Genomic DNA, 23,507 nt, shown 5'->3' with positions numbered 1-23,507 from the left:
ACGCAGAAGAATTCCGGTAGAGATTCTTCTGAGAGCGACTATAATAGTCGTAGTTCTGGCGTTTGCGCCGAGCCGGATGGGAGGTGATCTGCATGATCACCGCCCGACAATCACGGGCCGCGCGGGCGCTTCTTGGCTGGACACAGGAGCAGCTGGCGGATGAGGCCCGGGTATCTTTGACCGCGCTCAAGCGCCTCGAGTCCGAAAGCGGGCTCGAGGTCTATGAGACCACGCGCGATCAGGTCCGACGGGCTTTCGAGGCGAATGGCATTCTGCTCCTGAACTCCGACCAGGGGATAGGAGTGATGCATGTTCAGGCGAAGGCTGCCTCGAAGGCCTGACCTTTCCGGCAGGTTTTGCAGAGAGCCGAATTGCGCTATTGCCGTGCTCACAAAACTGTCAACTGGCTGTGCTAAGGATGTGCAGCAAACGCCGTGGGGATGCGCGTGACGATCAGCAGCTTGCAGGATGTACCGCCGCAGGGGGACGTGGTGACGGAGTATGACCGTCATCACATGGCGCAGTATATGCGTTTGCTCGATGCTGCAGGCGAGGGTGCGAGCTGGCAGGAGGCGGCGCAGATCATCCTGGGTCTCGATGCGCAGAAAGAGCCGGAGCGGGCGCGCATGGTCCATGACGCTCATCTTGAACGTGCGCGTTGGTTGAGCTCGGAAGGGTATCGGCAGTTGGCGGCGGGGCGAACCGGCTGAGAAGGCGATGCGCCGCGCGCATCACCTGATGCCTTGCGGCGGGCTTCCCAAGCGATTGATCTCTTGGAATCCTTTCTTGTGATCAACCCAGGGGAGAGGCGATGCCATGCAACCTGATCGCTCGAATTGGCGTGACCAGGCCGCCTACGATTATCTTGATGATCTGGCTGCGCCGGACCTCGGCTGGGAATGCCTGCGCCGCAATCCCGAATATCAGCATGACTACGCGAAGCTCGCAGGAGAACCCCCGGAGAGGGTTGATCTGATGGATCAGGTCGGCCGTCGATGGGGGTTGTGCTTTCCCGATCCGACCCGGGCTGCCCGCTTCCGTTGCGGAGGTGTTCTGGTGTCCGGCGGTCGACACAGGTGTCGTGGTGCTCGTTGCCGCCCCCGAGGCACTGGCCGAAGAGTCAGACGCCCCCGGTAGTGAAATAGTCGCCCCGACGGGCAGGGCGTCCCCCATTGGCAAGCACCTGCGCCACAGGCTGCCGGACGGGACATACCTGCATCTCGTCGCTCCCCTTAAAGACCGTGGTCGGCTTGTTGCCACTGTTCCTCTCGGTCCCGAGGGCCTTGATCGCATCGAGGCGATCCAGCGGCTGTTGGCGGACCAGCACCGCCGTCGATCCATCCCCCGCGACACCCGTCTGACCGCGCAGCAGAAAGCGCGCCTGCGGCGTGTCCTTCAAGCCTCCGACGCCGCCTTCCATGGCGCGACCCAGAAGCAGATCGCCGAGGTCCTGTTCCGGACCGGTCATCTGGACCGCGATGAATGGCAGGTCTCCTCGGCCCGCTTTGCCGTCTCCAGCCTCCTTCGCGAGGGGCGTGACCTGATCGCCGGTGGCTATCGCAAGCTCCTTCGCCATCAGCGCCGCCTCTAGGTCGGCGATCCCGCGTCGCGGTGTGCGGATTTACCCCTGCTACCTTCCCACTGCATCTGACCGGACGCGCTTCGCCATCGTGACCGTCATCAGCCGCTGTTTCGCGGCACTGGTCACACACAGTAGGGAGACGCCCGATGTCCGCTATCTCAACCGAACTTCCCCCGCGCTATCTGCGCACCAAGGAAGCCGCCCAGTTCCTGAGCCTGTCGGCTCGGACGCTGGAGAAGCACCGGACCTATGGCACCGGTCCCGCCTACCACAAGCTGGGCGGACGCGTGGTCTATGCGATCGAGGACCTGCAGGCCTGGGTCGGACGCGGCGCTGTCACCTCGACTTCCGACCCGCGCGGGCAGGTGCTGCCGGCGAAACGCCACACGCTCCCGAACCTCCCGCAGCCCGGTCGCTTCGTGCGCTGACCTGGGGCGACACTTTCATGACCGATGGACGCAGACCCCGTTCCGAGCGTGGACAGCTCGATCTGTTCCGCGCGCTGCCCGGGGATTTCGCCCCAAGAGATGCGCAAGACCTCATGGCCTATCCCTTTTTCTCCCTCGCCAAATCCAAACGGGTCGCACCGATCGACTTTGCCGCTGGTAGCGTCAGCATCCGGGTCGAGGCGGTTCCCGATCACGGTATGGCCACAATCTGGGATGCCGACATCCTGATCTGGGCGGCGAGCCAGATCGTCGAGGCGCGTGACGCGGGGCTGCGCACCTCCCGGCTGATGGCCGCCACCCCTTACGAGATCCTCACCTATGTCGGTCGCGGAACCAGTGCGCGGGACTATCAGCGCCTGAAGGCGGCGCTGGATCGTCTGCAGTCGACGACGATCTCCACCTCGATCCGGCAGCCGGCGGAAGGGCGTCGCCATCGCTTTTCCTGGATCAACGAATGGCAGGAGCGCAGCGACAGGGAGGGGCGCCCGGACGGCATCGAGCTGATCGTGCCCGACTGGTTCTACCAGGCCGTGCTCGACAATGCGCTCGTCCTCACCATTGATCGGGCGTATTTCGACCTGACCGGCGGGCTCGACCGTTGGCTCTATCGCCTGGTGCGCAAGCATGGTGGCAGGCAACGGGACGGTTGGCGTTTCGACTTCCATCATCTTCACCAGAAGTCCGGGGCGCTGTCCCCCTTCAAGCGTTTCGCCTTCGAGCTTCGCGACATCATCCGGCGGCAGCCGCTGCCGGGCTACACGCTCTTTCTCGAGACTGAGGTTGGTGGCCGCAAGCTGCTGGCTTTCGAGCCTACTCCGGGCTGTGGAAAACCTGTGAATGGGCTCGTGCTATCGGGAACCCGGACTATCGTGCCATCAGGAACCGAAGGCTCGTGCTATCAGGAACCCAAACAGGGGGTAACGCACGGCGGCAAAAGCGAAAATCGCGCCCTTAACTTAGAGTCTAACAAAGAGTCTAACTTTGAAGAGCGCGCGCCTGATGTGGAAAACCTCATCCGTGCCACCGCAAAAAGCCTGAGCCAGGCTGGCAAGACGAAGGCAGCCGTCGCCCCATCGGTGCCGCGAACGGCTTCCGATCAGGGCGTCGCAGCAGCCTCCGATCATCCAGATACGCCCCGCCTTCCTCTCGAATTTCCGGGAGGTGGCGAATGATCATCGCTCTGCTCAATCAGAAGGGTGGCGTCGGCAAGACGACGCTGGCGCTCCATATTGCTGGTGAATTGGCGATACAGGGCAAGCGTGTCACCCTGATCGATGCCGACCCGCAAGGCTCCGCCCTGGACTGGTCGCAGCAACGCGCCCGCGAAGGTCTGCCGCGGCTCTTCGGCACCCTCGGCCTGGCCCGTGACACCCTGCACCGCGAAGTCCCCGAACTTGCCCGCACAGTCGATCATGTCGTTATTGATGGCCCACCGCGTGTTGCGGGGCTCATGCGCTCAGCGCTGCTCTCCGCCGATCTGGTGCTGATCCCGGTACAGCCCTCGCCATTCGATGGCTGGGCCTCTGCCGAGATGCTGTCCCTCCTTGGGGAGGCCCGCATTTATCGGCCGGAACTTGTCGCCCGCTTCCTGCTCAACCGCTGCGGCGCGCGCACCGTCATCGCCCGGGACACCGCCGAGGCGCTGGCGGATCACAATCCTCCTGTGCTTGCCAGCACGATTGGTCAGCGCGTCGTCTTTGCAGATGCGGCGCAAACCGGTCGCCTCGCCAGTGACATCGACCGTCAATCGCATGCTGCCCGAGAGATCGCGGCGCTGACGTCTGAGATCGGGCGCCTCGGTCTTGGGAAGGTGGCGGTATGAGCGGGCGCAATGACAAGCCTGGTTTCGCCGCGCAGCCAGTCGATGCCGAGACCTGGATCAAGGCTGGCGAGGCGCCATCCGCACGCGGTCGCGCGGCGGCGACCTACACGGCCCGGCTCACCATCGACGTCACCCCGGACCTGCGCGGTCGCATCAAGGTCGCAGCTTTCAGCCGCGGCGTCACTGTCGCTGACATGCTGCGCGAGTTGCTCGGGCGCGAATATCCGGAACCCGAAGGAGAACCTCAATGACCGGCTTTGTGATCCTTGGCGTGACCGGAGACGGACCTTTAGACGCCCATTCCCGCGGCGAGCTCACGCGCGTTGAACTGACCTGGGTGGAGAAGCGGATCGAGTTCTGGATCCGGTTCGGTCAGGCAGCCGGGGAACAGATCCTCGACCGCAGCCGCCGCATCGTCTTCTTCCGTCCCGGCGCCGTGTTTGGCTTCGTCCGTTGGGCGGCGAATGACTACGGCACCGTTGTCTCGCGCATCGACATTGTTCGCGCGATCGCGGCTGGCAACTCCTACCAGACGCTGCCCTTCGTACGCCCCGGTGGCGAGATTTTATTGAAGATCGAAGGTTGGCCCAAGGTCGAAGAGGTTCTGCGTCATGTCGATGCGACCGAGGGTCTTGGCATCGACCCTGCCGAGGTCGATCCCGACCACTGGCGTCATGTCGGGCACTGGATGAAGGCGGGCGAAGCGCCGCGACCCTATACGGCGGAACGCCATGCCGCATGGCTCCGGCGTCGGGAGATCGGAAAATGACCCGTGCCCGCTACATCATGGCGACGGTCGCGGCGCTCACCACCGTCGTTGCCGGCAGCATTCCGGCTGCGCCACGGCTGGTCTGGAACGCCTCGGCCAGCGTGCCGATTGGTTTCTACACCATCGCGCCGACGGATCGGCTCGCGGTGCCAGATCTGGTCGCGGTCATGCCACCCGAACCCTTTGCAGGCTTCATGGTCGCGCGCGGCTATGTCGGTCGCGATGTGCCGATCCTGAAACACGTCATCGGGCTGCCGGGACAACGGGTCTGCCGTGACGGCGCCGCGATCACCGTCGATGGCAGACACCTGGGGGAGGCGCGAGAGCGCGACAGCCAGGGCCGCGATCTTCCCGTCTGGCAGGGCTGCCGCACCATCGCGGAGGGCGAGGTCTTCCTGATGAACCCGGCGGTCTCTGACAGCTTCGATGGCCGCTACTTCGGTCCGTTCCCCACCTCGGCAGTGATCGGCCGGGCCAGCCCACTGTTCACCGACGAGGGTGGCGATGGCCGCCTCGTCTGGCGCGCGCCGGAGCGGTGACGGCGCGTTCATGGCGGGACGTGCAAGCGGCCCGCATCCCACTCACAGCATGAAGAAGGAACCTCCAATGCCACAGATCGGTCAATTCACACGCACCCCGTCCGGCTATTCCGGACAGCTTCGCACGCTCTCTCTGGACCTGGAACTGACCTTTGTTCCAACCGATAACGTCGATTCCGAGAAAGCTCCCGCCTATCGCATCCATCTCGGTGACGAGGAGGGCCCGGAGGTTGGTGCGGGCTGGAAACACACCGGCGAAACCGCAGGGGCTTTCGTTTCGGTCCTGCTCGATGATCCGGTTTTTCAGCATCCGATCCGCGCCCGCCTGTTCCAGTCGGATGAGGAGGGCAGGGCATGGGGGCTGCACTGGACCCGCCCGAAGAAGCGCGACGAGCAGGACTGACCATGATCATGTCCTGCACCCGTCCCGCCTCGGGGTGCGGTGGCATCTGCCACCGCATTCTCCTCCTTCTTCTTTCCGGCCTCCTCATCCCGGTCACCGCCACGCAGCCGCTGTTGGCGCAAACCGATGTGTCCGATCACGCAATCGCCGCGCATCCCTACGCCGCCCAGGTCACCGAGGCGTCGCAGCGCTTCGGCATTCCGACGACCTGGATCATGGCTGTGATGCGGGTAGAGAGCGCGGGCGATCTGCGTGCGGTTTCACCCGCTGGCGCGATGGGGCTGATGCAGGTCATGCCCGACACCTGGGCCGGGCTGCGCATCCGTTATGGCCTCGGCCAAGACCCTTTCGAGCCGCGTGACAACATCCTCGCGGGGACGGCCTATCTGCGCGAGATGTGGGACCGCTATGGCAATGTCGCGGCGATGCTGGCGGCCTATAACGCCGGTCCCGCCCGCTACGACGAATACCGACTGGCGGATCGTCCGCTGCCGGCCGAGACGCGTGCCTATGTCGCTGCCCTTGCGCCCGTTCTGTTTGGCGGGCGGCCATCGGGCACCGCTATCACTGCAGCCAGGCGGCTCGATTGGCGTGAGGCGGCGCTCTTCATCAGCCGCGAAGACGGCGCGTCTGCGACTGCTCCTGTGTTGCCTCGCCGGACGGTCGGCCGCGCTTCTCCCCCCGTCCCGGCGGTGCCGCAGGCGGGCCTCACCCCGCAGGCCGAGGGCCTCTTCATCAGGCGAGAAACTGGTGAGGCCCGGCCATGATCCGCGCGACGACACTTCGCATTCTATCGTGCTCTGGCGTGTCTTGGAGGGCGCAAGGGGTGGCGGCGGGCACCACGACCGAAGGATGGCAGGATAAAAGGGCGCACGGTGCGCGACGGTTGGGCGGTTGTTTTTGTTCATATTTTTGCTGCGCTCCGCACCGTGTGGCGCGTTCTCGCACCGTGCGAGATGTGCCTAACGCTCTGATATTCAGTGCTGTTACGCACTGCGCGGGGAACTCACATGCCCGATGATCGCGAGTTCCGTATCCGTCCGGGACGTATCCGTTCGACACGGGCGCAGCAGGCCCGGCACTTTGTCGCACAGGCCCTGGCTGCCGCGAAAAAGGCCGGGGGTGGCGTCTCGCGGGCCGGGCGCGTCACCCCGGGCAATCGGTCCCGCTTCGGGCGTGGTCAGCGCGCCAGTATTCAGGCCAACCGCCTCATCACCGCCCGCACGCGCGGCGCGGTGGTCAAGGCGCGTGTGGTGCGGCACAGCGGGACGTCCGCGCCTCTCGGAGCCCACCTCGATTACCTGCGCCGGGACGGCGTGACCCGGGACGGGGAGAAGGCCAGGCTCTTCGGGCCGGGAACGGAGGATGCCGATGGCCGGGCCTTTGCCGGGCGGTGTCGCGATGACCGTCATCATTTCCGCTTCATCGTCTCGCCCGACGACGCGCCGGACATGTCCGACCTGCAATCCTTCACCCGCGATCTTGTCGGGCGGATGGAGCAGGATCTCGGCACACCTCTTGACTGGGTCGGCGTCGATCACTGGAACACCGCCCATCCGCATGTCCATCTGATCGTTCGGGGTACGCGCGACGACGGCCAGGATCTCGTGATCTCGCGGGACTACATCAAGGAGGGGATGCGGGACAGGGCACGCGATCTCATCACCCGGGAACTGGGCCCGCGCAGTGATCTCGACATCCGCCAGACTCTTGAACGTCAGATCGGGGCCGAGCGATGGACGCAGCTTGATCGTCAGTTACTCCGGGATGCCGGGCGTTCGCGCATCCTCGACATGGCGCCGGATGCGGATCGGCAGCCGGATGCGTTTCACGCGCTGAAGGTCGGGCGGTTGCGCCGGCTGGAAGTGCTCGGCGTCGCCGACCAGATCGGACAGTCGCAATGGCACATCAGGGACGATGCCGAGGCAGTCCTGCGCGAGATCGGGGAGCGTGGCGATATCATCAAGCGGATGCATCGTGCCCTGACGGACCGGGGGATCGAGCGCGGGTCTTCGAGCTTTGTGCTTGCCGCGGAGAGGCTCGATGTTCCCGTCATCGGTCGACTGGTCCAGCGGGGTCTCGATGACGAGCTGAAGGGGACAGCCTATGCCGTCGTCGATGGTGTCGATGGCCGGAGCCACCATATTCGTCTGCCCCATCTCGACGCCACCCGCGACAGTGCTCCGGGCTCGATCGTGGAACTCCGCACCTACGACGATGCACGCGGCCAGCGTCGCGTCGCACTGGCGGTGCGGTCCGACCTGGACCTTGCTGCGCAGGTCTCCGCGTCGGGGGCCACCTGGCTCGACCGGCAGGCCATCGCGCGCGAGCCGCTCGCCTTGTCGGACCAGGGCTTCGGTGCCGAGGTCCGGGAGGCCCTTGAAGCCCGGGCCGAGCACCTGGTCACGGAAGGGCTAGGAGAGCGGCGGGGCGGCAGGGTGGTCTTTGCCCGGCGCCTGCTTGGAACCTTGCGCGACCGGGAGTTGCAGGCGGTTGGCACGCAGCTCTCGGGGGAGACCGGGTTGCAGTTCAACAAGGCGGATGCTGGCGACTACGTCAGCGGCCTCTATCGCCAGCGTCTCGCGCTGGCTTCGGGCCGTTTTGCCATGATCGAAGGCTACGGTGCCGACGGCGCTCTCGGCTTCCAGCTGGTGCCCTGGTCTCCGTCTCTCGAAAAGCATCTCGGCCGGGATGTCACCGGCGTCGCGCGCGGGGACGGCGGAGTGGACTGGGACTTTGGCCGTAAGCGCGGCCTCGGCCTCTGATCAACACACCGGAAAGGAGCGACAGTCATGTCCGCGACCAAGATCCTCTGGGGCCAGATCTCCATCGTCTTCCTCATCATTCTGGCCACCACCTGGGGAGCGACGCAATACGTGGCCGCGAGCCTCGGCTATCAGGCACAGCTGGGCCCGCCCTGGTTCGTGCTGTTCGGGACGCCCGTCTACTATCCACCGGCCATCTTCTGGTGGTGGTATTTCTACGAGGCCTACGCGCCACCGGTCTTCGCGACGGGCGGGATCATCGCCGCCTCGGGTGGATTCATCGCCATCGGTGTGGCCATCGCCATGTCGGTCTGGCGCGCGCGCGAGGCCCGCAACGTTGCGACCTATGGATCTGCCCGATGGGCCGAGAAGGGCGAGGTGAAGGCGGCCGGACTTCTTGACCCGGATGGCGTGGTCCTGGGTCGCTATGACCGGGAATATCTGCGCCACGATGGGCCGGAGCATGTGCTTTGCTTCGCGCCGACGCGATCCGGCAAGGGGGTCGGGCTCGTCATTCCCTCTCTTCTCACCTGGCCCGGCTCGGCCATCGTTCATGACATCAAGGGGGAGAACTGGCAGTTGACCGCCGGGTTCCGGGCCCGGCACGGTCGGGTCCTCCTCTTCGATCCAACCAATCCGAACTCTTCGGCCTACAACCCCCTGCTCGAAGTGCGCCGCGGGGAGTGGGAAGTTCGCGATGTCCAGAACATCGCCGACATCCTCGTTGACCCCGAGGGAAGTCTGGAGCGGCGGAACCACTGGGAGAAGACCAGCCACAGCTTGCTCGTCGGTGCGATCCTGCACGTCCTCTATGCCGAGAAGGACAAGACGCTGGCCGGTGTCGCCAACTTCCTATCCGACCCGCGGCGTCCCGTGGAGTCGACGCTACGCGCGATGATGCGTACGTCGCACCTGGGGGAGGCGGGGCCGCATCCCGTGGTCGCCAGTGCCGCCCGTGAATTGCTCAATAAGTCCGAGAATGAACGCTCCGGTGTGCTTTCGACGGCGATGTCTTTCCTTGGCCTCTATCGAGACCCCGTGGTCGCACAGGTCACGCGCCGCTGCGACTGGCGGATCGGCGATATTGTCGGGGGCACGCGACCAGTCACGCTCTACCTCGTGGTGCCGCCCTCTGACATCAATCGCACCAAGCCGCTCATCCGTCTGATCCTCAACCAGGTCGGCCGACGCCTGACCGAGGATTTGCAGGGCAAGGATGACCGTCATCGGCTGCTTCTGATGCTCGATGAGTTCCCGGCGCTTGGCCGGTTGGATTTCTTCGAGAGCGCGCTGGCCTTCATGGCGGGCTACGGCCTGAAGAGCTTCCTCATCGCCCAGTCGCTGAACCAGATCGAGAAGGCCTATGGTCCAAACAACTCGATCCTCGACAACTGCCATGTCCGGGTGAGCTTCGCGACCAATGATGAGCGTACGGCCAAGCGGGTGTCCGACGCTCTCGGCACCGCCACCGAGATGAAGGCGATGAAGAACTATGCCGGGCACCGTCTGGCCCCCTGGCTCAGCCATCTCATGGTGTCCCGATCGGAGACCGCGCGGGCGTTGCTTACCCCCGGAGAAATCATGCAACTGCCGCCTTCAGAAGAGATCGTCATGGTGGCTGGCACACCACCGATCCGGGCGACAAAAGCACGGTATTACGAAGATGAGCGGTTCACCGAGCGGGTCTTGCCGCCACCCGATTTGGGGGATGTAGGCGCGACCGGGAAGGATGACTGGAGCAGTCTGGCCGTCCCAACGCAGAACGACGAGTTGGAGCCAGTATCCGAGACGGGATCGGAGGATGAGGACCCGACAGCGTCGGAACGCCGTCTTCAGCCGGAGCTGGCGCAGCCTCAACCGGTCGACAGGCAGACACCTCTCGAGAACGAGTTTGAATTCGACCCGCCCGAGGATGACGAAGATGGCGCCATCCGCAATCGCCGCATCATGCAGCAGATGCGCGGTGTCGCGCGCCAGGTCTCCCTCAACCCCGATGACGGCATGGAACTTTGATTATGACCACCAGCCGCAAAAAGACGAAGATTTCGGTCTACCTCGATCCTGAGGTCATGAAGATGCTGGCAGACTTCGCCGCCCGGCGTGATCGATCCCAATCTATGGTGGCCGAGGCCGCGATCGCATCCTTCCTCTCCCCGGATGACGCAGAGCGCCGCGAGGCGGTTCTGGCCCGGCGCCTGGATCAGATCGACAGGCGCATTACCCGGCTGGAGCGCGATGTCGGGATTTCTGTTGAAAGCCTGGCCGTGTTCATCCGTTTCTGGCTTGCGACGACGCCGGCTTTGCCGGAACCCGCAGCCAAGGCGGCGCGGGCAAAGGCTGGGGACCGCTACGAGGCATTTATCTCGGCACTCGGTCGGCGCCTGGCCCAAGGGCCGAAGCTGCGGCATGAGGTGTCGGAGGATGTGGATGGGGGTGGCAGATCATAGATAGGCACGACGGCGAGGTGTAGTGTACCGTCGCAACGCATTTGGCCGGACGCGCCCCCATCATCGTTGGCCTGAACGGCGCTCAGACGTCATTGGGTTTGCCCTCTCCATCGTGCGTGAAGCATCGCGACACCGGATGTTGACACATCGCGGCAGCAACAACACCAAAACAAATGTCGACGTGCTGGCATGTCTTTCGCTTTCCGGCATTTCCCGCCCCGGCCCTCAGAAGGGTGTGACTACGCCCGCATTGCAATCGAACCCCGCTCCGAACACCCTGTTCGCGACCTCGGGGCCGGAAAACACCATGGCCCTGTTAATGCGCAGGCTGCCGACCAGTCCGCGAAGCTCGTCGTCCGTGGCTATGTAGTACTGCCTTGCCCGACCGTACCCGGCCGTCGTCGCAAGGTCGATAGCCCGGGTGTCACCCGTTGCGATCATAAAACGCTGGCCCTGCTCATCTACAGGTGTGCGCGGCTCGTTGGCCAAAAGGAACGGCCCGGAAGCGATCCCGCAGAAAGACGCGTTCGTCTCTCCGGGGAAGATGCCTTGTTGGTCGGACGCCCTGAGTGCGGCCACTGGGAAGGGCTCCAGATCCAGCGGCTGTCCGTCGATGCCCAGGATCGGGCGGTCCCCTGCAAACAGCCGGTCGAATACTGGATCGCCAATGAAATCCACGATCCAGTTGCGACCGTATACAAATGCCGTCCCCGGCTCGTTGAGCAACCTCACCTGATCGACCGGAGGCAGGTCGCTGATCGGCGTGATACTCGTCGGCACGAAAGTCGATTGCGGCCCGCGGAGGTCCTCGGGGATCGCCGACAGATCGACCTGCCGTGTCAGAGACCTGGCAGCCGAAAACATATAGACCACCCGGATCGGGCCACCATCCGCTGGCAGAATTACATACTGGTTTGGCTGGCTGCGCATCCGTCGATGGGCATCCGCGAAGCCTTCGTCCTGGCCATGAGCGATGGTGAGAACGGGGCCGTCTGGCGGTACGCCGATGACGGGCCGTATCTGCGTGATCCCGCGGCGATCCAGGATCGCAAAAGCTGCCCCCGGGATATCGCGTGCAACGGAGAGCTCGTCCCGCGCAAGCTCTGACGACAGGATTGCCGGGACCGAATTCAGCGTCTGGCGGTCTTCCATCGGGACGCCATCGAGGATCCGGAACTCGTTATGTCTGCTGAAAGCCGGAATATAGCCGCCCCGGTCCGCCGCGATCCATTGCAGGTAGCGATGGACCGCTTGCTGGCGCCAATCGTGGTCGACGAAGGGGATCACCTCCACCTGACTGCGCTCGGCCCCGCCGTTGGTGAACCTGGTTACGAGACGTGGTACGTACACGGAGGTCAGCCCGTCCAGCGCTGCCTGGTCCGCGGCGACGAGGATATAGACCTCGGAAGAGGTGAGGTCGAAATAGGGCGCGTCACTTGCAGCCGCGGGTGGCGTCGCTACGGGGTCGTCTTGCGGCGAAGGCGCAGGGTCCCCTGCGGCAGCCACCGCCTCGGTTTCGGGCTGCGCGTCTTCGTCGACCGCCTCCACCGTCGCCTCCTCGGCGGGCGGTGGTGAGGCGGCCTCTGGCTGGGCAGGCAGGATACCGAAATTCGTCACGACGTAAAACCGTGCGCTCAGGGCCTCGTCGAAGATCGGCGCGATGGTGGGGTGCTCCTGGTTTTGCGACAGAAAGATCACGGCTTCACCGGGTGTGGAAACCGTATTGGTCAGCTGCTCGGCCCCGATCCCGGAAAGCTCCCCCAGCTCGATACCGGAGCCAGCCAGCCTGTCGGCAAGCCAGTCGCGTGGCATCGTCATTCCATACATTCGAACATCCAGGGCGCCCGGGTCCAGCGGGGTCGTCGTTGACAGAATGGTCGTCTGCCCGTCGCTGACCCGCAGGATCGCCGGAGCCGAGGCCACGACCGCGCTGATGTCCTGCGCGTCGATGGTCGCGCCGTCGGGCCGCGTGATCGTGGCAGCTTCCAAGCCCGAAGGCGTGGCGACGAACGCAAAGTATGTCCCGGCAAAGAACTGCGCGGCGAACGGTTCGGACAGCAGGCGCAGCGGCAGCGCCGTCACCATGTCCGTATCGGTGAGCATGTCGCGGGCATTCGCGTTGGAAAGGGTCACGTAGCGGTCATAGCTGACCCCTGCATACCCCAGCTCGGTCTCAAGCCGCGCCCGGTCCGCTCCGCCGTCCGAGATGTAGGCGGTGCCAAAGCTCTCCCGAGGAGAACCTGAGGCGACGAACACGATCGCATTGTCCGTTGTGGTCAGGGTCACTTCTGCCCGGAGCGGATTTGCTGCGGATACGCCAACGCAAAGGCAAAAGGCACAGGAGAAGAACGCGCGCATCAGCAAATCCCAACTTATTTTGTCGACCAATATGAGCTGAGTATGGGGGAAAGGCGCTCGATGTCTACAGGTTCGCGACCGAATGACCCGATCGAGCGTTCGTGCACGGTCGATGCTGACAGGACCATCATAAACCTCCGCTTGTTGGTGGTGCGGACTGTTCCTTTGCCGGCGCATCGAAGGTTGAAGCTGCCACTGCGAAATTCGCTGGAAGAGGATTGTCGCGGCGAACCTTGACAACTTGTGCCTGCCGAATACCGTTGGCGCGCTCACTACCGCAATTTCGTGGCCGATTGGTTCAGCGCCAATTAGTAAATTAATGCCGTCTATCCAAACTTGAGTTGAACGGCGCCCGAGAATTTTGACTCAACCGTCCCGACAGTGATTTCTGGAGCGCGGAGAAGCACGACATGACTGACCACACCAAGGCCATTGCCGAAGCCCGACGCGCCGGTTCCGTGGGAACCGGCCTTCCCGGTCATTTGAAAGGGGTGCCGGGCGCCCATGCGGCCTACAACCGGGCTGCCGGTGTGCAGGATGCGGCTACAGGTATCATGAGCGGCTATGTCGCCGGCAAGAATGCCGCGCGGGCCCGAAGGGACATGTCGAAATGGTGGAACCAGCCCGCCTATTCTGTCTTGCCCGGTGGAATGCTGGGCGCATGGAAGCTCATATTCTGGCTTCTGCCCCTGTTCGGCGCGGTCTATGCGCTGATCGAAGCAGCGCAGCTTTCTGAATCAGGACGGCATGCGCTGACAATAGCCCTGGCAGCCGGTGTCATCTTTGCGACGGTCGATGTGGCCAGCCGGCGTCGGGAGAGTGCGCTTCCAGCGCTGCTGCGCTGGCCGGGGCGATTGCTCGCCGGAGTGCTGGGCGGCGGCTGTCTGGCATTTGCGGGGCTCCTGGCAAGCGAGGCGGCGGGCCGGCCGAACACCGGCGGGCCAGTCGCCTTCGAAATCGTCTTTGCCGGGATCACGGGGCTCGTTCTCGTGCTGCTCTGGCCGGGCCGCCGCTGGCTCATGGCGACCGTTTACGTGCTCTGCCTGCTGGCGGGCTACTTCGTGCTGGGCGACTCCTAGAGGCGATGAGGGTTCGGGCGCGCGGGGCCCGGGCCGGGACAGAGGACGCTCCGCCATGGTCAGATGCGCATTCTTCGTTAAATCTGCGCGGGCCACCGCATGTCGCCGTCCCGGGGGGACTCCTCTGCAATGAATTCCGCGAGCTTCAAGTATTACCCGGACAGGGCCGTCATCAGCATCATGTGCGATGTCGAGCCCGATCCGGAGATGAGCATGCACCCGCTGGCCGCGGTGCGTGAAGGTCAGAGCTTCATGAACCTGTCCTTCGAGGATCTGCGCCGCGCCGCGCCCGGCGTACTGACCATTGACTGGATGGCCAGAACGGCTTCGATGGAGACGATGACGACCCTGGGCAGGGGCGATCCGTTCAACCCATCCGCGACCGCGCCGGTTCATCCCTCGTTGGAAGAAACGGCCGCTCACGCCGCAAACTGGCATGCGGGCCAACGCGACAAGGCCGGCCTGCCTTATGTCGGCCATCTGATGCGGACCGTCAGGAATCTGATCCACCTTTTCCCCGACGCTTCGCTTGCCGAGCGCCATGCGGCCTGGCTCCATGACGTGCTGGAGGATACGGAAGTCGCTGCCGAACAGCTTGCGAGGCTTGGCTATGCACCCGAGGTGATCGCTATCGTGAGGGCGGTTTGCCGACCGGCCGACGGCAGTCAGTCCTACGCAGATTGGATTGAACAGATCGCAAGGGACGCCCCCCAGGGCGCGCTTCGCGTCAAGATCGCGGATCTGACAGACAACGCAGATCCACAACGGCTGGCCCTGCTCCCCGTATCCCGGGCCCGGTCATTTGGGCAGAGATATCTCGGTGCGCTCGATCGCCTGCGGCGGGCGCTGAAGGACCGCCCCGAAAACTTTGACGCGGAAGACCCCGGATCCTCGGAGAGGATCCCGCTGACCTTGCTTGTCGAGCCGGTGGATTTCGGAGTTCTGTGTGAGGCTGCGGCGATGGCGGACCGGTCCGTTGAGGCGTTCGTTCTGGAAGAGTCCACGGGACTGGCTCATTGGATTGTCGCGACAGGCTCTATCCACCATGTCGAGCTCGCACGGGACAGGCGGGCACGAAACGAAAAGCTCATCGACCAAATGCGCCAGTTCGATGCCGACGGCGACGCAACTGACTGATCTGATGGATGTGATGTAGCGTCTCGCCATCGGTGCGAGCCGCTAACGAAATTCCCTATCCGCTTTGATCGCGGTAGCAGGCGTGGACCGTCGGCGGGCGCTGCACTGGCTTTCGCCGGAGGCTGCACAAAAACGAGGTTGATCCCGAGCGTCCGGAAGCAGGCAAACCAGACAAATGATCGCTTTCAAGAGGCTTCATCAATCGACATTGCCAGGCTTGGCAGCGATCAGGTGTTCGGCCCCTGATCCGATGAAAAATAGGCCGCCTGCGAACCGTTGTGATCAGAAACGGCACCGAAGCCACATTTCCCCTGTTTCACGTCATCTGGATGTTGCAGTCTGGTCCTATCCGACCTTCATCTGTATTCGTATCGAGCGTCATTGAAGGCTTGCCTGCGATCTAACTGTAGGCGACCTCGTCGCAAGACGTGGACCTATCGCAGGGAGTGTGAGAGGTTTTGCCTACATCCCGCTCTGTCATTTCGGGCATCTCATCGGAGCCGTTTCTCCGTTGGCGGCCGGTCGCCTAGTCCGGGGCCAGAAGGAACCGAGAAAAAGGCGTTCCCTGTGAGCGTTGCGGAATTAGCTTCCGCATCTCAGAAAGGAGCATTTTGTGATCCGGCAATGGTTTGTTTCAGTCGCGTTTGGAATCTTTGGCTGGTCCGCTGGAATCTTTGGCTGGTCCGCGATGGCCTATGCTGATGAGCTTGAACTCTGTCGAACTGGTAATCCGCAATTTCCACAGCTTTGCGAGTGCGTCGTCGAGCGGGTACAGACCGAGGGCATCGCGGGGCCTGATCTTGACCGACTTCTGGTCAACAGGTGGGACGGTGTGCCGATGGACGTGGCGAACCGGTACGGCCAGATTTTCATAGAGTGTACTCAAGCCGCCGTGGTGGGTGGCGGCTTCGTAGCCCCCGTCCCGCCGGTTCCGTCACAACAGATCGCAACGACGGACGATGTGCCGCCTGCCGTCGCACCGGAATTGGCCGAAACGGTGGACGGGAACATTACGCCCGATATTGCCCTGCCCACCCCTTCCGCCACCGCCGCATCGGGCGATGGTCGGCCCCTTGGTGTTCCGGCCGGTTATCAGATCGCCTTGGATGCGGCTCCCGGCACTTGGGCCAGCAGCACGCTGACCACCCCATACGGCAGTACTTTGGTCCACGCCGTGCGCAACGAGACGGGGAGACATCTGGCCCTGCGTTGCGAACCCGGCACACCGCCGATCCTGATACTGGGTCCGTTCGAAGACGGCGTGCCGGGTCAAGGCGCACAGATCGTTGTTCTGGGCAACGGTGGCATCGATGGCCGGCTGTTCCAGCAAGGCACACAATTGATGGGGTTCAACCGCAACTTTCTGGCGGTCGGCGTTTCCAATCAGCAATTCCTTGAGGCTTTGCGGCGCGGAAACGCGGTTGAGCTAAATCTGGACGAAAACGGGACAGAGTCTTTTGGATTACGCGGCTCATCGAGAGCCATTGAGGACAGCGGTTGCAACGTCGTGCGCTCAACTGCCGGGCTTTACCCTATAGGATGGGAAACCACCCGCCACGATCCGTGGCGGGTCGGGCAGGCGCAGCTTCGCAATGGGACGATTGTCGATGCTCTGTTTCTGCCAATGGTTCAGGGAATGGCTCCGCATCTGGCGCTGACCTGCGGCCGGCGGTTGATTTCGCAAAGCCGAGTGTCTCCTTATGACGGAACCCTCACCGGCGAGATGGTGCTCTCGACCAGCGGCGCAGAGGATGTCAGGTTTCCGGTCCATTTCGAGACCCAAGGCTATTCGGCACAGTCCCCGGTGCTCGATCAGGACCTTCTTGACGCCATGGCGCGCGCCGACACCATGTCGTTGACCTTCGATGTGAACGCCGAGCCCGGCACGTTCACGACGATTGTTACCACGATGGCAGGTTTTGCCGAAGGCTTGCCTCAACTCACTTGCTCGGCACCGCCAGGGGCAGCCCTCTCGGACGGCGGACACGACCTGACCGGCGCGGGAGAATGGGCGGTTCTCGACATGTCCCGCCCCGGCGAAGAGCCCTATCATCTGGCGATTTTCGAGGCTCAGGGGGCTCCAACGCTGTTTCTCACCTGTCGCGGTGCGCCGAGCATTGTCGGAAATTTCACATCCGGCCCATCCGGGCCAGAGCCGCATCTCCGCCTACAGATTGATAGTGACCCGTCCAGAACCATAGAAAGCGTCTTCTACGTGGATCGCTATGGAATGGCACACATGGATGAGGGTCGCGATCGCTTCGGTTCGATGATCCTGCAAGGTTCCACCTTACGCATCACGAACCTTAGCGAACCGAGTGAGGCGTTTCTCTATCCACTGGATGGGCTGCTCGATGCGATTGCTGCCATGCAGCCCCCATGTTGATCTTCTCGCAGTTCTGCACAGTTCGACGGTAAGGCAAATTAGAAGCAGCACGGGTCTCCGAGGTCGCCTTTTTGAGGAGATAGCGCGTTGGTCCCGATTCATCGGCGGGGGTGGGCTCGATACGCGACGCTGCTTCTATGCTTCATTTCGAGCAGAGGCAGGTGTTCGACCGCGCGACGATTCTGTGTGTCTCCTCTTAGCCTGATGTGCGGTGTATTAGCCGGTTAAGCCGTTCGCTGCCGCATGCGGATACTGGTGGCGGGCGCAGGGAAGGGCCAGTGTCTGCATATGGCCACCATGTGCGTATGGCATGGTAGACCATGATGCGCGCAGCAATTCCCATTTTGACCGCCGATGATTCTACTCTTCAGGTGATCTGCGGGTCCCACAACGCCTTCTGCTGAGAGATAGGGCGAGGCATGTTTCGCCGATTACCTGCCTTTGCACGCCACGCTACTATGCCCCTCGGAAACCTGTTGAGCCGTAGGCATTTACGGCTTTCTTAATCGACCCCGATCCAGGGTGGCCTGTTGGAGGTGCCCGTAAGGGAACGGGGCCGGCATGGCGAAGACCGATCAGAGACCAGAAGTGATCCGGAGAGGCGCGCGGATGCTGCGCACCGCGCTCGGGCCGGCGATCGCCGGGTTTCTGGACGACCCCATGACCGTCGAGGTGATGCTCAACCCCGATGGGCGGCTCTGGGTCGACCGACTTTCCGAGGGGCTGGCCGACAGCGGCAAGACGCTGAGCGCAGCGGACGGCGAGCGTATTGTTCGCCTCGTCGCCCACCATGTTGGCGTCGAAGTTCATGGCCTGTCCCCACGCGTCTCTGCGGAGCTCCCGGAAACCGGCGAGCGCTTCGAGGGACTGCTGCCTCCCGTGGTCTCAGCCCCGGCCTTTGCCATTCGTAAGCCAGCCGTAGCCGTCTTCACGCTCGACGATTACTCCGCCGCCGGGATCATGACCCCTGCGCAGGCCGAGGCGCTGCGGCAGGCGGTTGCGGCACGTGCCAATATCCTGGTGGCGGGGGGCACCTCGACCGGCAAGACCACGCTGACCAATGCGCTGCTCGCCGAAGTGGCCAAGACCTCCGATCGTGTCGTGATCATCGAGGACACCCGAGAGCTGCAATGCTCAGCGCCGAACCTCGTGGCGATGCGCACCAAGGACGGTGTTGCAAGCCTGTCCGATCTGGTTCGATCCTCGCTGCGTCTACGCCCCGATCGTATTCCGATCGGCGAGGTGCGTGGCGCCGAGGCGCTGGACCTTCTCAAGGCCTGGGGCACCGGCCATCCCGGCGGCATCGGCACCATCCATGCCGGATCCGGGATCGGCGCGTTGCGCCGTCTCGAACAGCTCATCCAGGAAGCCGTCGTTACCGTGCCTCGCGCCATGATCGCGGAGACCATCGATCTCGTGGCGGTTCTAGCCGGGCGAGGGTCCGCGCGTCGTCTGGTCGAACTCGCTCGTGTCGGAGGCCTCGGGCCGGACGGCGACTACCGGATTTCATCCGTCATTTCAGACCCCATCACCACTCACAAACCAGGAGACCCCGAATGATCCGTCACGCCCTGCGCATCCGCCAGCACATCGCTACCGCCGCCGCCGCCGCCTATGTCAGCCTGTTCATCGCTCCGGCTGCCCACGCCTCCGGCTCTTCCATGCCCTGGGAAGCGCCTCTGCAATCCATCCTCGACTCCGTTGAGGGGCCGGTTGCCAAGATCGTGGCGGTGATCATCATCATCGTCACAGGTCTGACGCTGGCCTTCGGCGATACCGGCGGCGGCTTCCGGCGGCTGATCCAGATCGTCTTCGGGATTTCCATCGCCTTTGCGGCCTCGTCCTTCTTCCTGAGCTTCTTCAGCTTCGGTGGCGGGGCGTTGCTCTGATGTCGGTGAGCTTCGAGGCCCTCGACGCGGTGCCGGGGTTCAGCGTGCCGGTTCACCGCGCGCTGACCGAGCCGATCCTCCTCGGCGGAGCCCCGCGCTCAGTCGCCATTCTGAATGGCACACTCGCGGGTGCGGTCGGCCTCGGACTTCAGCTCTGGCTGGTCGGGATCCTGATCTGGGCCGTTGGCCACATCGCTGCTGTCTGGGCGGCCAGGCGCGATCCGCTCTTCGTCGAGGTCGCCCGCCGCCATCTGCGCATTCCCGGTCATCTCTCGGTGTGAACTCCCATGATGAATCTTGCAGAATACCGTCGCACCGCCTCGCGCCTCGCCGACTACCTGCCCTGGGTGGCGCTGGTCGGGGAGGGCGTGGTCCTCAACAAGGACGGCTCGCTCCAGAGGACGGCGAAGTTTCGGGGCCCCGATCTCGATAGCGCCGTCGCGGCCGAACTGGTCGCGGTGGCAGGACGGCTGAACAACGCCTTCCGCCGCCTCGGTTCCGGGTGGGCGATCTTCGTGGAAGCCCAGCGCTCTGAGGCCGCCACTTATCCTGCAAGCACCTTCCCAGATGCAGCATCGGCGCTGGTCGATGCCGAGCGCAAGGCCGATTTCGAGGAGGAGGGGTGCCATTTCGTATCCGGCTATTTCCTGACGCTCCTCTGGCTTCCACCGGCGGAGGACGCGGCACGCTCAGAATCCTGGCTCTACGAGGGCCGCGATACCTCCTGCGTGAACCCCTGGGAACAGGTGCGCGGCTTCATCGACCGAACGGACCGCGTGCTGGCGCTGCTCGACGGCTTCATGCCGGACTGCCACTGGCTCGATGACGCCGCTACGCTGACTTACCTGCATTCGACGATTTCGACCAACCGGCATCGCGTGCGCGTGCCCGAGGTGCCGGTCTATCTCGACGCGCTCTTGCCCGACCAGCCGCTGGCCGGTGGGCTGGAGCCGCGTCTGGGCGATCATCATCTCCGTGTCCTGACGATCACCGGCTTTCCCGGCGCCACGACCCCGGGCCTGCTCGACGAGTTGAACCGGCTGGCCTTTCCCTATCGCTGGTCGACCCGGGCCATCCTCATGGACAAGCTGGATGCGACGAAGCTGCTGACCCGGATACGCCGTCAGTGGTTTGCCAAGCGTAAGAGCATCGCCGCGATCCTCAAGGAGGTGATGACCAACGAGCAATCCGCGCTGGTCGATACCGATGCCGCGAACAAGGCCGCTGACGCAGATATCGCCCTGCAGGAACTCGGCGCTGATCTGGCTGGCATGGCCTATGTCTCGGCCACGATCACGGTCTGGGACGAGGACGTTCGCCGCGCCGACGAGAAGCTGCGGCTGGTCGAGAAGATCGTCCAGTCCCGCGATTTCAGCGTCATGGCCGAGACGGTCAACGCCGTCGATGCCTGGCTCGGAAGTCTGCCCGGGCATGCCTATGCCAATGTCCGGCAGCCTCCGATCAGCACATTGAATCTCGCCCATATGATCCCGCTCTCGGCGGTCTGGGCGGGCGAGGCGCAGGATGAGCATTTCGGCGACGCTCCGTTGCTCTACGCCAGGACCGAAGGCTCCACTCCGTTCCGGTTTTCTCTGCATGTCGGGGATGTCGGTCACACGCTCGTCGTCGGCCCGACCGGCGCCGGCAAGTCCGTGTTGCTGGCGCTGATGGCGCTTCAGTTCCGGCGGTACTCGCGCAGCCAGATCTTCGCCTTCGACTTCGGCGGCTCGATCCGCGCCGCTTCGCTCGCGATGGGCGGCGACTGGCATGACCTCGGCGGAGAACTGACCGACGCGGCCGAGAGTTCCGTCTCACTACAGCCGCTGGCCCGCATTCACGAGACGTCGGAGCGCGCCTGGGCGGCCGACTGGATCGTCGCCATCCTGACGCGTGAGAACATCCAGATTACCCCCGATGTGAAGGAACATATCTGGACGGCACTGACCTCGCTGGCCTCGGCCCCTGTCGCGGAGCGGACCATGACCGGCCTCGCGGTCCTGCTGCAGTCCAACAATCTGAAGCAGGCGCTGCGCGCATATTGCGTCGGGGGCCCTATGGCCGGCTGCTCGATGCCGAGACCGAACAACTGGGATCGGCGGATGTGCAGGCCTTCGAGATCGAGGGGCTGGTGGGAACCGGCGCGGCGCCCGCCGTCCTCTCATACCTGTTCCACCGGATCGGCGATCAGCTCGATGGACGCCCCACGCTGCTCATCATCGACGAGGGCTGGCTCGCGCTCGATGACGATGCCTTCGCGGAGCAGCTCCGCGAATGGCTGAAGACGCTGAGGAAGAAGAACGCCTCGGTGATCTTCGCGACGCAGAGCCTTAGCGACATTGATGGCAGTACCATCGCGCCTGCGATCATCGAAAGCTGCCCGACACGGCTCCTGTTGCCCAACGAGCGGGCCATCGAGCCGCAGATTACGGCCATCTATCGCCGCTTCGGCCTAAATGACCGGCAGATCGAGATCCTCGCGCGGGCCACGCCCAAACGCGACTACTACTGCCAGTCGCGGCGCGGCAACCGGCTGTTCGAGCTGGGTCTCAGCGATGTCGGACTGGCACTCTGCGCGGCATCGTCCAAATCGGATCAGGCGCTGATTGCCGAGATCTGCGCCGGGCACGGCCAAGACGGCTTCCTCGCCGCCTGGCTGAAGGCGCATGGCCTCGATTGGGCCGCCGACCTGATCCCCGACCTCACCAATCTCGCCATCGACGCAGAGGGGGCATCTCCGGCCTCCGCTGTTGTTGAGGACGCCGACATCGACCTTGAAGAAAAGGAAGTCACACCATGACACGCAAGATTACGTTTCGGTCCGCGGGCACTTCGCTGCTCGCCCTCGCGCTGGCGATGCCCATGGCCATGTCGCCCATCGCAGCGCCGCCTGCGCAGGCGCTCTTCGGCATCGGCGGGGGGCCTTTCATCGTCTACGATCCGACCAACCACGCCGAAAATCTCCTGACCGCGGCGCGCGCTCTGGAGCAGATCAACAACCAGATCGCACAGCTCCAGAACGAAGCGCAGATGCTGATCAACCAGGCGCGCAATCTCGCCAACCTGCCGTATTCCGCGCTCCAGCAGATCCAGCAGAACGTCAGCCGCACACAGCAACTCCTGGCGCAGGCGCAGAACATCGCCTTCGACGTGCAGAGCATCGACCAGATGTTCCAGCAGGATTATGGCAACCTTTCCCTGGCGGCGACCGACCAGCAACTGATCGCCGAGGCCCGGTCCCGTTGGGAGAACACCGTCGGTGGCCTCCAGGATGCGATGCGCGTGCAGGCAGGTGTCGTCGGCAATATCGATGCCAACCGCGCAGAGATGTCTGCACTTGTAGGGCAGAGCCAGAACGCGGTCGGTGCTCTTCAGGCCACACAGGCGGGCAACCAGCTCCTCGCACTGCAATCGCAGCAGCTCTCGGACGTGATCGCGGTGATCTCGGCAAACGGCCGCGCCAATGCGCTGACCGAGGCCGAGCGCGCCACTGCTGCGGAACAGGGCCGCATCCAGCGCGAGCGCTTCCTGACGCCGGGTTCGGGCTACCAGCCCGGTAACGCGCAGATGTTCAACTGAGGCCGGGAGGGGGAGACGATGGAGGGGAAGGTGCTGGCCCGGATCGCGGCCATCGTGTTCGTGGCGATCGCGATCGCAGCCACGGTGATCGAGATGACACGCAAGGAGGCTCCCGTGCCGGCCAGCACCGCGCCCGCGCTCCAGCCGTCTGCCGATCCTCTCCGCGCTACGCTGCGCCGGTGCCAGCAGCTTGGCGAGGCCGCTTCCAGCGATGCCGATTGCCTCGCCGCATGGGCCGAGAGCCGTGACTGGTTCCTCGGTCGGACGCCTGCACCCGACGCGCCGCAGCGTCCGGGAGATCAGTGA

The 23,507-nt window shown here is 64.0% G+C and carries 24 protein-coding genes and 1 pseudogene; 24 read left to right on the top strand and 1 reads right to left on the bottom strand.

The genetic code is table 11. The annotated features are described in order from the left end of the window. The first annotated feature begins 92 nt into the window (after nucleotides 1–92). The 15 genes from Ga0080574_RS09980 to Ga0080574_RS09910 all read left to right on the top strand — a co-directional run bounded on the left by Ga0080574_RS09980 (nucleotide 93) and on the right by Ga0080574_RS09910 (nucleotide 10,776). Entirely contained in the window at nucleotides 93–341 is a 249-nt protein-coding gene (locus Ga0080574_RS09980) for a helix-turn-helix domain-containing protein (RefSeq protein ID WP_009573769.1), read from the top strand. Nucleotides 342–440: 99 nt separating this feature from the next. Continuing rightward, the gene (locus Ga0080574_RS09975; RefSeq protein ID WP_076698134.1) at nucleotides 441–710 is read left to right on the top strand and encodes a DNA -binding domain-containing protein; all 270 of its coding nucleotides are present in this window, start codon (nucleotides 441–443) and stop codon (nucleotides 708–710) included. A 106-nt stretch (nucleotides 711–816) separates the two neighbouring features. Then, nucleotides 817–1,137, top strand: a complete 321-nt coding sequence (locus tag Ga0080574_RS26930) for a transcriptional regulator domain-containing protein (protein WP_076698131.1) — start codon at nucleotides 817–819, stop codon at nucleotides 1,135–1,137. After that, a complete protein-coding gene (locus tag Ga0080574_RS09965) occupies nucleotides 1,049–1,591 on the top strand; it encodes a DUF2285 domain-containing protein (protein WP_335743524.1) in 543 nt (180 codons plus the stop codon). Before Ga0080574_RS26930 ends, Ga0080574_RS09965 begins: the two co-directional genes overlap by 89 nt. A gap of 137 nt (nucleotides 1,592–1,728) precedes the next feature. Then, complete coding sequence (locus Ga0080574_RS09960; protein WP_009573772.1) at nucleotides 1,729–2,010, top strand: helix-turn-helix transcriptional regulator; 282 nt, start codon at nucleotides 1,729–1,731, stop codon at nucleotides 2,008–2,010. 17 nt (nucleotides 2,011–2,027) lie between these two features. Then, the gene (locus Ga0080574_RS09955; protein WP_076695270.1) at nucleotides 2,028–3,203 is read left to right on the top strand and encodes a replication initiator protein A; all 1,176 of its coding nucleotides are present in this window, start codon (nucleotides 2,028–2,030) and stop codon (nucleotides 3,201–3,203) included. After that, nucleotides 3,200–3,853, top strand: a complete 654-nt coding sequence (gene parA, locus Ga0080574_RS09950; RefSeq protein WP_076695268.1) for a ParA family partition ATPase — start codon at nucleotides 3,200–3,202, stop codon at nucleotides 3,851–3,853. Before Ga0080574_RS09955 ends, parA begins: the two co-directional genes overlap by 4 nt. Continuing rightward, on the top strand, nucleotides 3,850–4,104 hold the full coding sequence (locus tag Ga0080574_RS09945) for a ribbon-helix-helix protein (RefSeq protein ID WP_076695266.1): 255 nt from the start codon (nucleotides 3,850–3,852) through the stop codon (nucleotides 4,102–4,104). Before parA ends, Ga0080574_RS09945 begins: the two co-directional genes overlap by 4 nt. Beyond that, nucleotides 4,101–4,622 (top strand): DUF2840 domain-containing protein, encoded by a 522-nt coding sequence (locus tag Ga0080574_RS09940; protein ID WP_076695264.1) that lies wholly within the window; start codon nucleotides 4,101–4,103, stop codon nucleotides 4,620–4,622. The genes Ga0080574_RS09945 and Ga0080574_RS09940 overlap by 4 nt, the downstream gene beginning before the upstream one ends. Next, nucleotides 4,619–5,161 carry a S26 family signal peptidase gene (locus Ga0080574_RS09935; protein ID WP_076698126.1) on the top strand — a complete coding sequence of 181 codons (543 nt, stop codon included), beginning with the start codon at nucleotides 4,619–4,621 and terminating at the stop codon, nucleotides 5,159–5,161. Before Ga0080574_RS09940 ends, Ga0080574_RS09935 begins: the two co-directional genes overlap by 4 nt. After that, the gene (locus Ga0080574_RS09930) at nucleotides 5,127–5,564 is read left to right on the top strand and encodes a DUF736 domain-containing protein (RefSeq protein ID WP_442975566.1); all 438 of its coding nucleotides are present in this window, start codon (nucleotides 5,127–5,129) and stop codon (nucleotides 5,562–5,564) included. The genes Ga0080574_RS09935 and Ga0080574_RS09930 overlap by 35 nt, the downstream gene beginning before the upstream one ends. A 2-nt stretch (nucleotides 5,565–5,566) precedes the next feature. Next, complete coding sequence (locus Ga0080574_RS09925) at nucleotides 5,567–6,331, top strand: lytic transglycosylase domain-containing protein (protein WP_076698121.1); 765 nt, start codon at nucleotides 5,567–5,569, stop codon at nucleotides 6,329–6,331. A gap of 243 nt (nucleotides 6,332–6,574) precedes the next feature. Next, a complete protein-coding gene (locus Ga0080574_RS09920; RefSeq protein WP_076698118.1) occupies nucleotides 6,575–8,329 on the top strand; it encodes a relaxase/mobilization nuclease domain-containing protein in 1,755 nt (584 codons plus the stop codon). A 27-nt stretch (nucleotides 8,330–8,356) separates the two neighbouring features. After that, nucleotides 8,357–10,342, top strand: a complete 1,986-nt coding sequence (locus Ga0080574_RS09915; RefSeq protein ID WP_076698115.1) for a conjugal transfer protein TraG — start codon at nucleotides 8,357–8,359, stop codon at nucleotides 10,340–10,342. A gap of 2 nt (nucleotides 10,343–10,344) precedes the next feature. Next, entirely contained in the window at nucleotides 10,345–10,776 is a 432-nt protein-coding gene (locus Ga0080574_RS09910) for a CopG family transcriptional regulator (protein ID WP_076698112.1), read from the top strand. 225 nt (nucleotides 10,777–11,001) lie between these two features. Here the strand turns inward: Ga0080574_RS09910 and Ga0080574_RS09905 are convergent, their stop codons facing one another. After that, on the bottom strand, nucleotides 11,002–13,134 hold the full coding sequence (locus Ga0080574_RS09905; protein ID WP_076698109.1) for a hypothetical protein: 2,133 nt from the start codon (nucleotides 13,132–13,134) through the stop codon (nucleotides 11,002–11,004). Between the two features lie 410 nt (nucleotides 13,135–13,544). Between Ga0080574_RS09905 and Ga0080574_RS09900 the strand changes: the two genes are divergently transcribed. From Ga0080574_RS09900 to trbK-alt, 9 genes and pseudogenes are all read left to right on the top strand, one after another. Beyond that, the gene (locus Ga0080574_RS09900) at nucleotides 13,545–14,213 is read left to right on the top strand and encodes a hypothetical protein (protein ID WP_156876341.1); all 669 of its coding nucleotides are present in this window, start codon (nucleotides 13,545–13,547) and stop codon (nucleotides 14,211–14,213) included. A gap of 129 nt (nucleotides 14,214–14,342) precedes the next feature. Continuing rightward, nucleotides 14,343–15,350, top strand: coding sequence for an HD domain-containing protein (locus tag Ga0080574_RS09895; RefSeq protein ID WP_076698103.1), 1,008 nt, complete (start codon nucleotides 14,343–14,345; stop codon nucleotides 15,348–15,350). A 613-nt stretch (nucleotides 15,351–15,963) separates the two neighbouring features. Then, nucleotides 15,964–17,736, top strand: coding sequence for a hypothetical protein (locus Ga0080574_RS09890; protein WP_076698100.1), 1,773 nt, complete (start codon nucleotides 15,964–15,966; stop codon nucleotides 17,734–17,736). Nucleotides 17,737–18,345: 609 nt separating this feature from the next. Continuing rightward, nucleotides 18,346–19,296 (top strand): P-type conjugative transfer ATPase TrbB, encoded by a 951-nt coding sequence (gene trbB / locus Ga0080574_RS09885; RefSeq protein WP_442975576.1) that lies wholly within the window; start codon nucleotides 18,346–18,348, stop codon nucleotides 19,294–19,296. Continuing rightward, nucleotides 19,293–19,625 carry a TrbC/VirB2 family type IV secretion system protein gene (locus Ga0080574_RS09880; protein ID WP_076698096.1) on the top strand — a complete coding sequence of 111 codons (333 nt, stop codon included), beginning with the start codon at nucleotides 19,293–19,295 and terminating at the stop codon, nucleotides 19,623–19,625. Before trbB ends, Ga0080574_RS09880 begins: the two co-directional genes overlap by 4 nt. Then, entirely contained in the window at nucleotides 19,625–19,906 is a 282-nt protein-coding gene (locus tag Ga0080574_RS09875; protein ID WP_076698093.1) for a VirB3 family type IV secretion system protein, read from the top strand. Before Ga0080574_RS09880 ends, Ga0080574_RS09875 begins: the two co-directional genes overlap by 1 nt. A 6-nt stretch (nucleotides 19,907–19,912) precedes the next feature. Further along, a pseudogene (gene trbE / locus Ga0080574_RS09870) lies at nucleotides 19,913–22,422 on the top strand (conjugal transfer protein TrbE). Continuing rightward, nucleotides 22,419–23,201 carry a P-type conjugative transfer protein TrbJ gene (trbJ, locus tag Ga0080574_RS09865; RefSeq protein ID WP_076698090.1) on the top strand — a complete coding sequence of 261 codons (783 nt, stop codon included), beginning with the start codon at nucleotides 22,419–22,421 and terminating at the stop codon, nucleotides 23,199–23,201. The pseudogene trbE and the gene trbJ overlap by 4 nt, the downstream one beginning before the upstream one ends. Before the next feature lie 18 nt (nucleotides 23,202–23,219). Beyond that, nucleotides 23,220–23,507 carry a putative entry exclusion protein TrbK-alt gene (gene trbK-alt / locus Ga0080574_RS09860; protein ID WP_076698087.1) on the top strand — a complete coding sequence of 96 codons (288 nt, stop codon included), beginning with the start codon at nucleotides 23,220–23,222 and terminating at the stop codon, nucleotides 23,505–23,507.

It is taken from the genome of Salipiger abyssi, from assembly GCF_001975705.1.
In the GTDB taxonomy this organism is placed as follows: Bacteria; Pseudomonadota; Alphaproteobacteria; order Rhodobacterales; family Rhodobacteraceae; genus Salipiger; species Salipiger abyssi.
The sequence above is the reverse complement of the archived record's forward strand: the minus strand, read 5'-3'. Positions and strand labels throughout refer to the sequence as shown.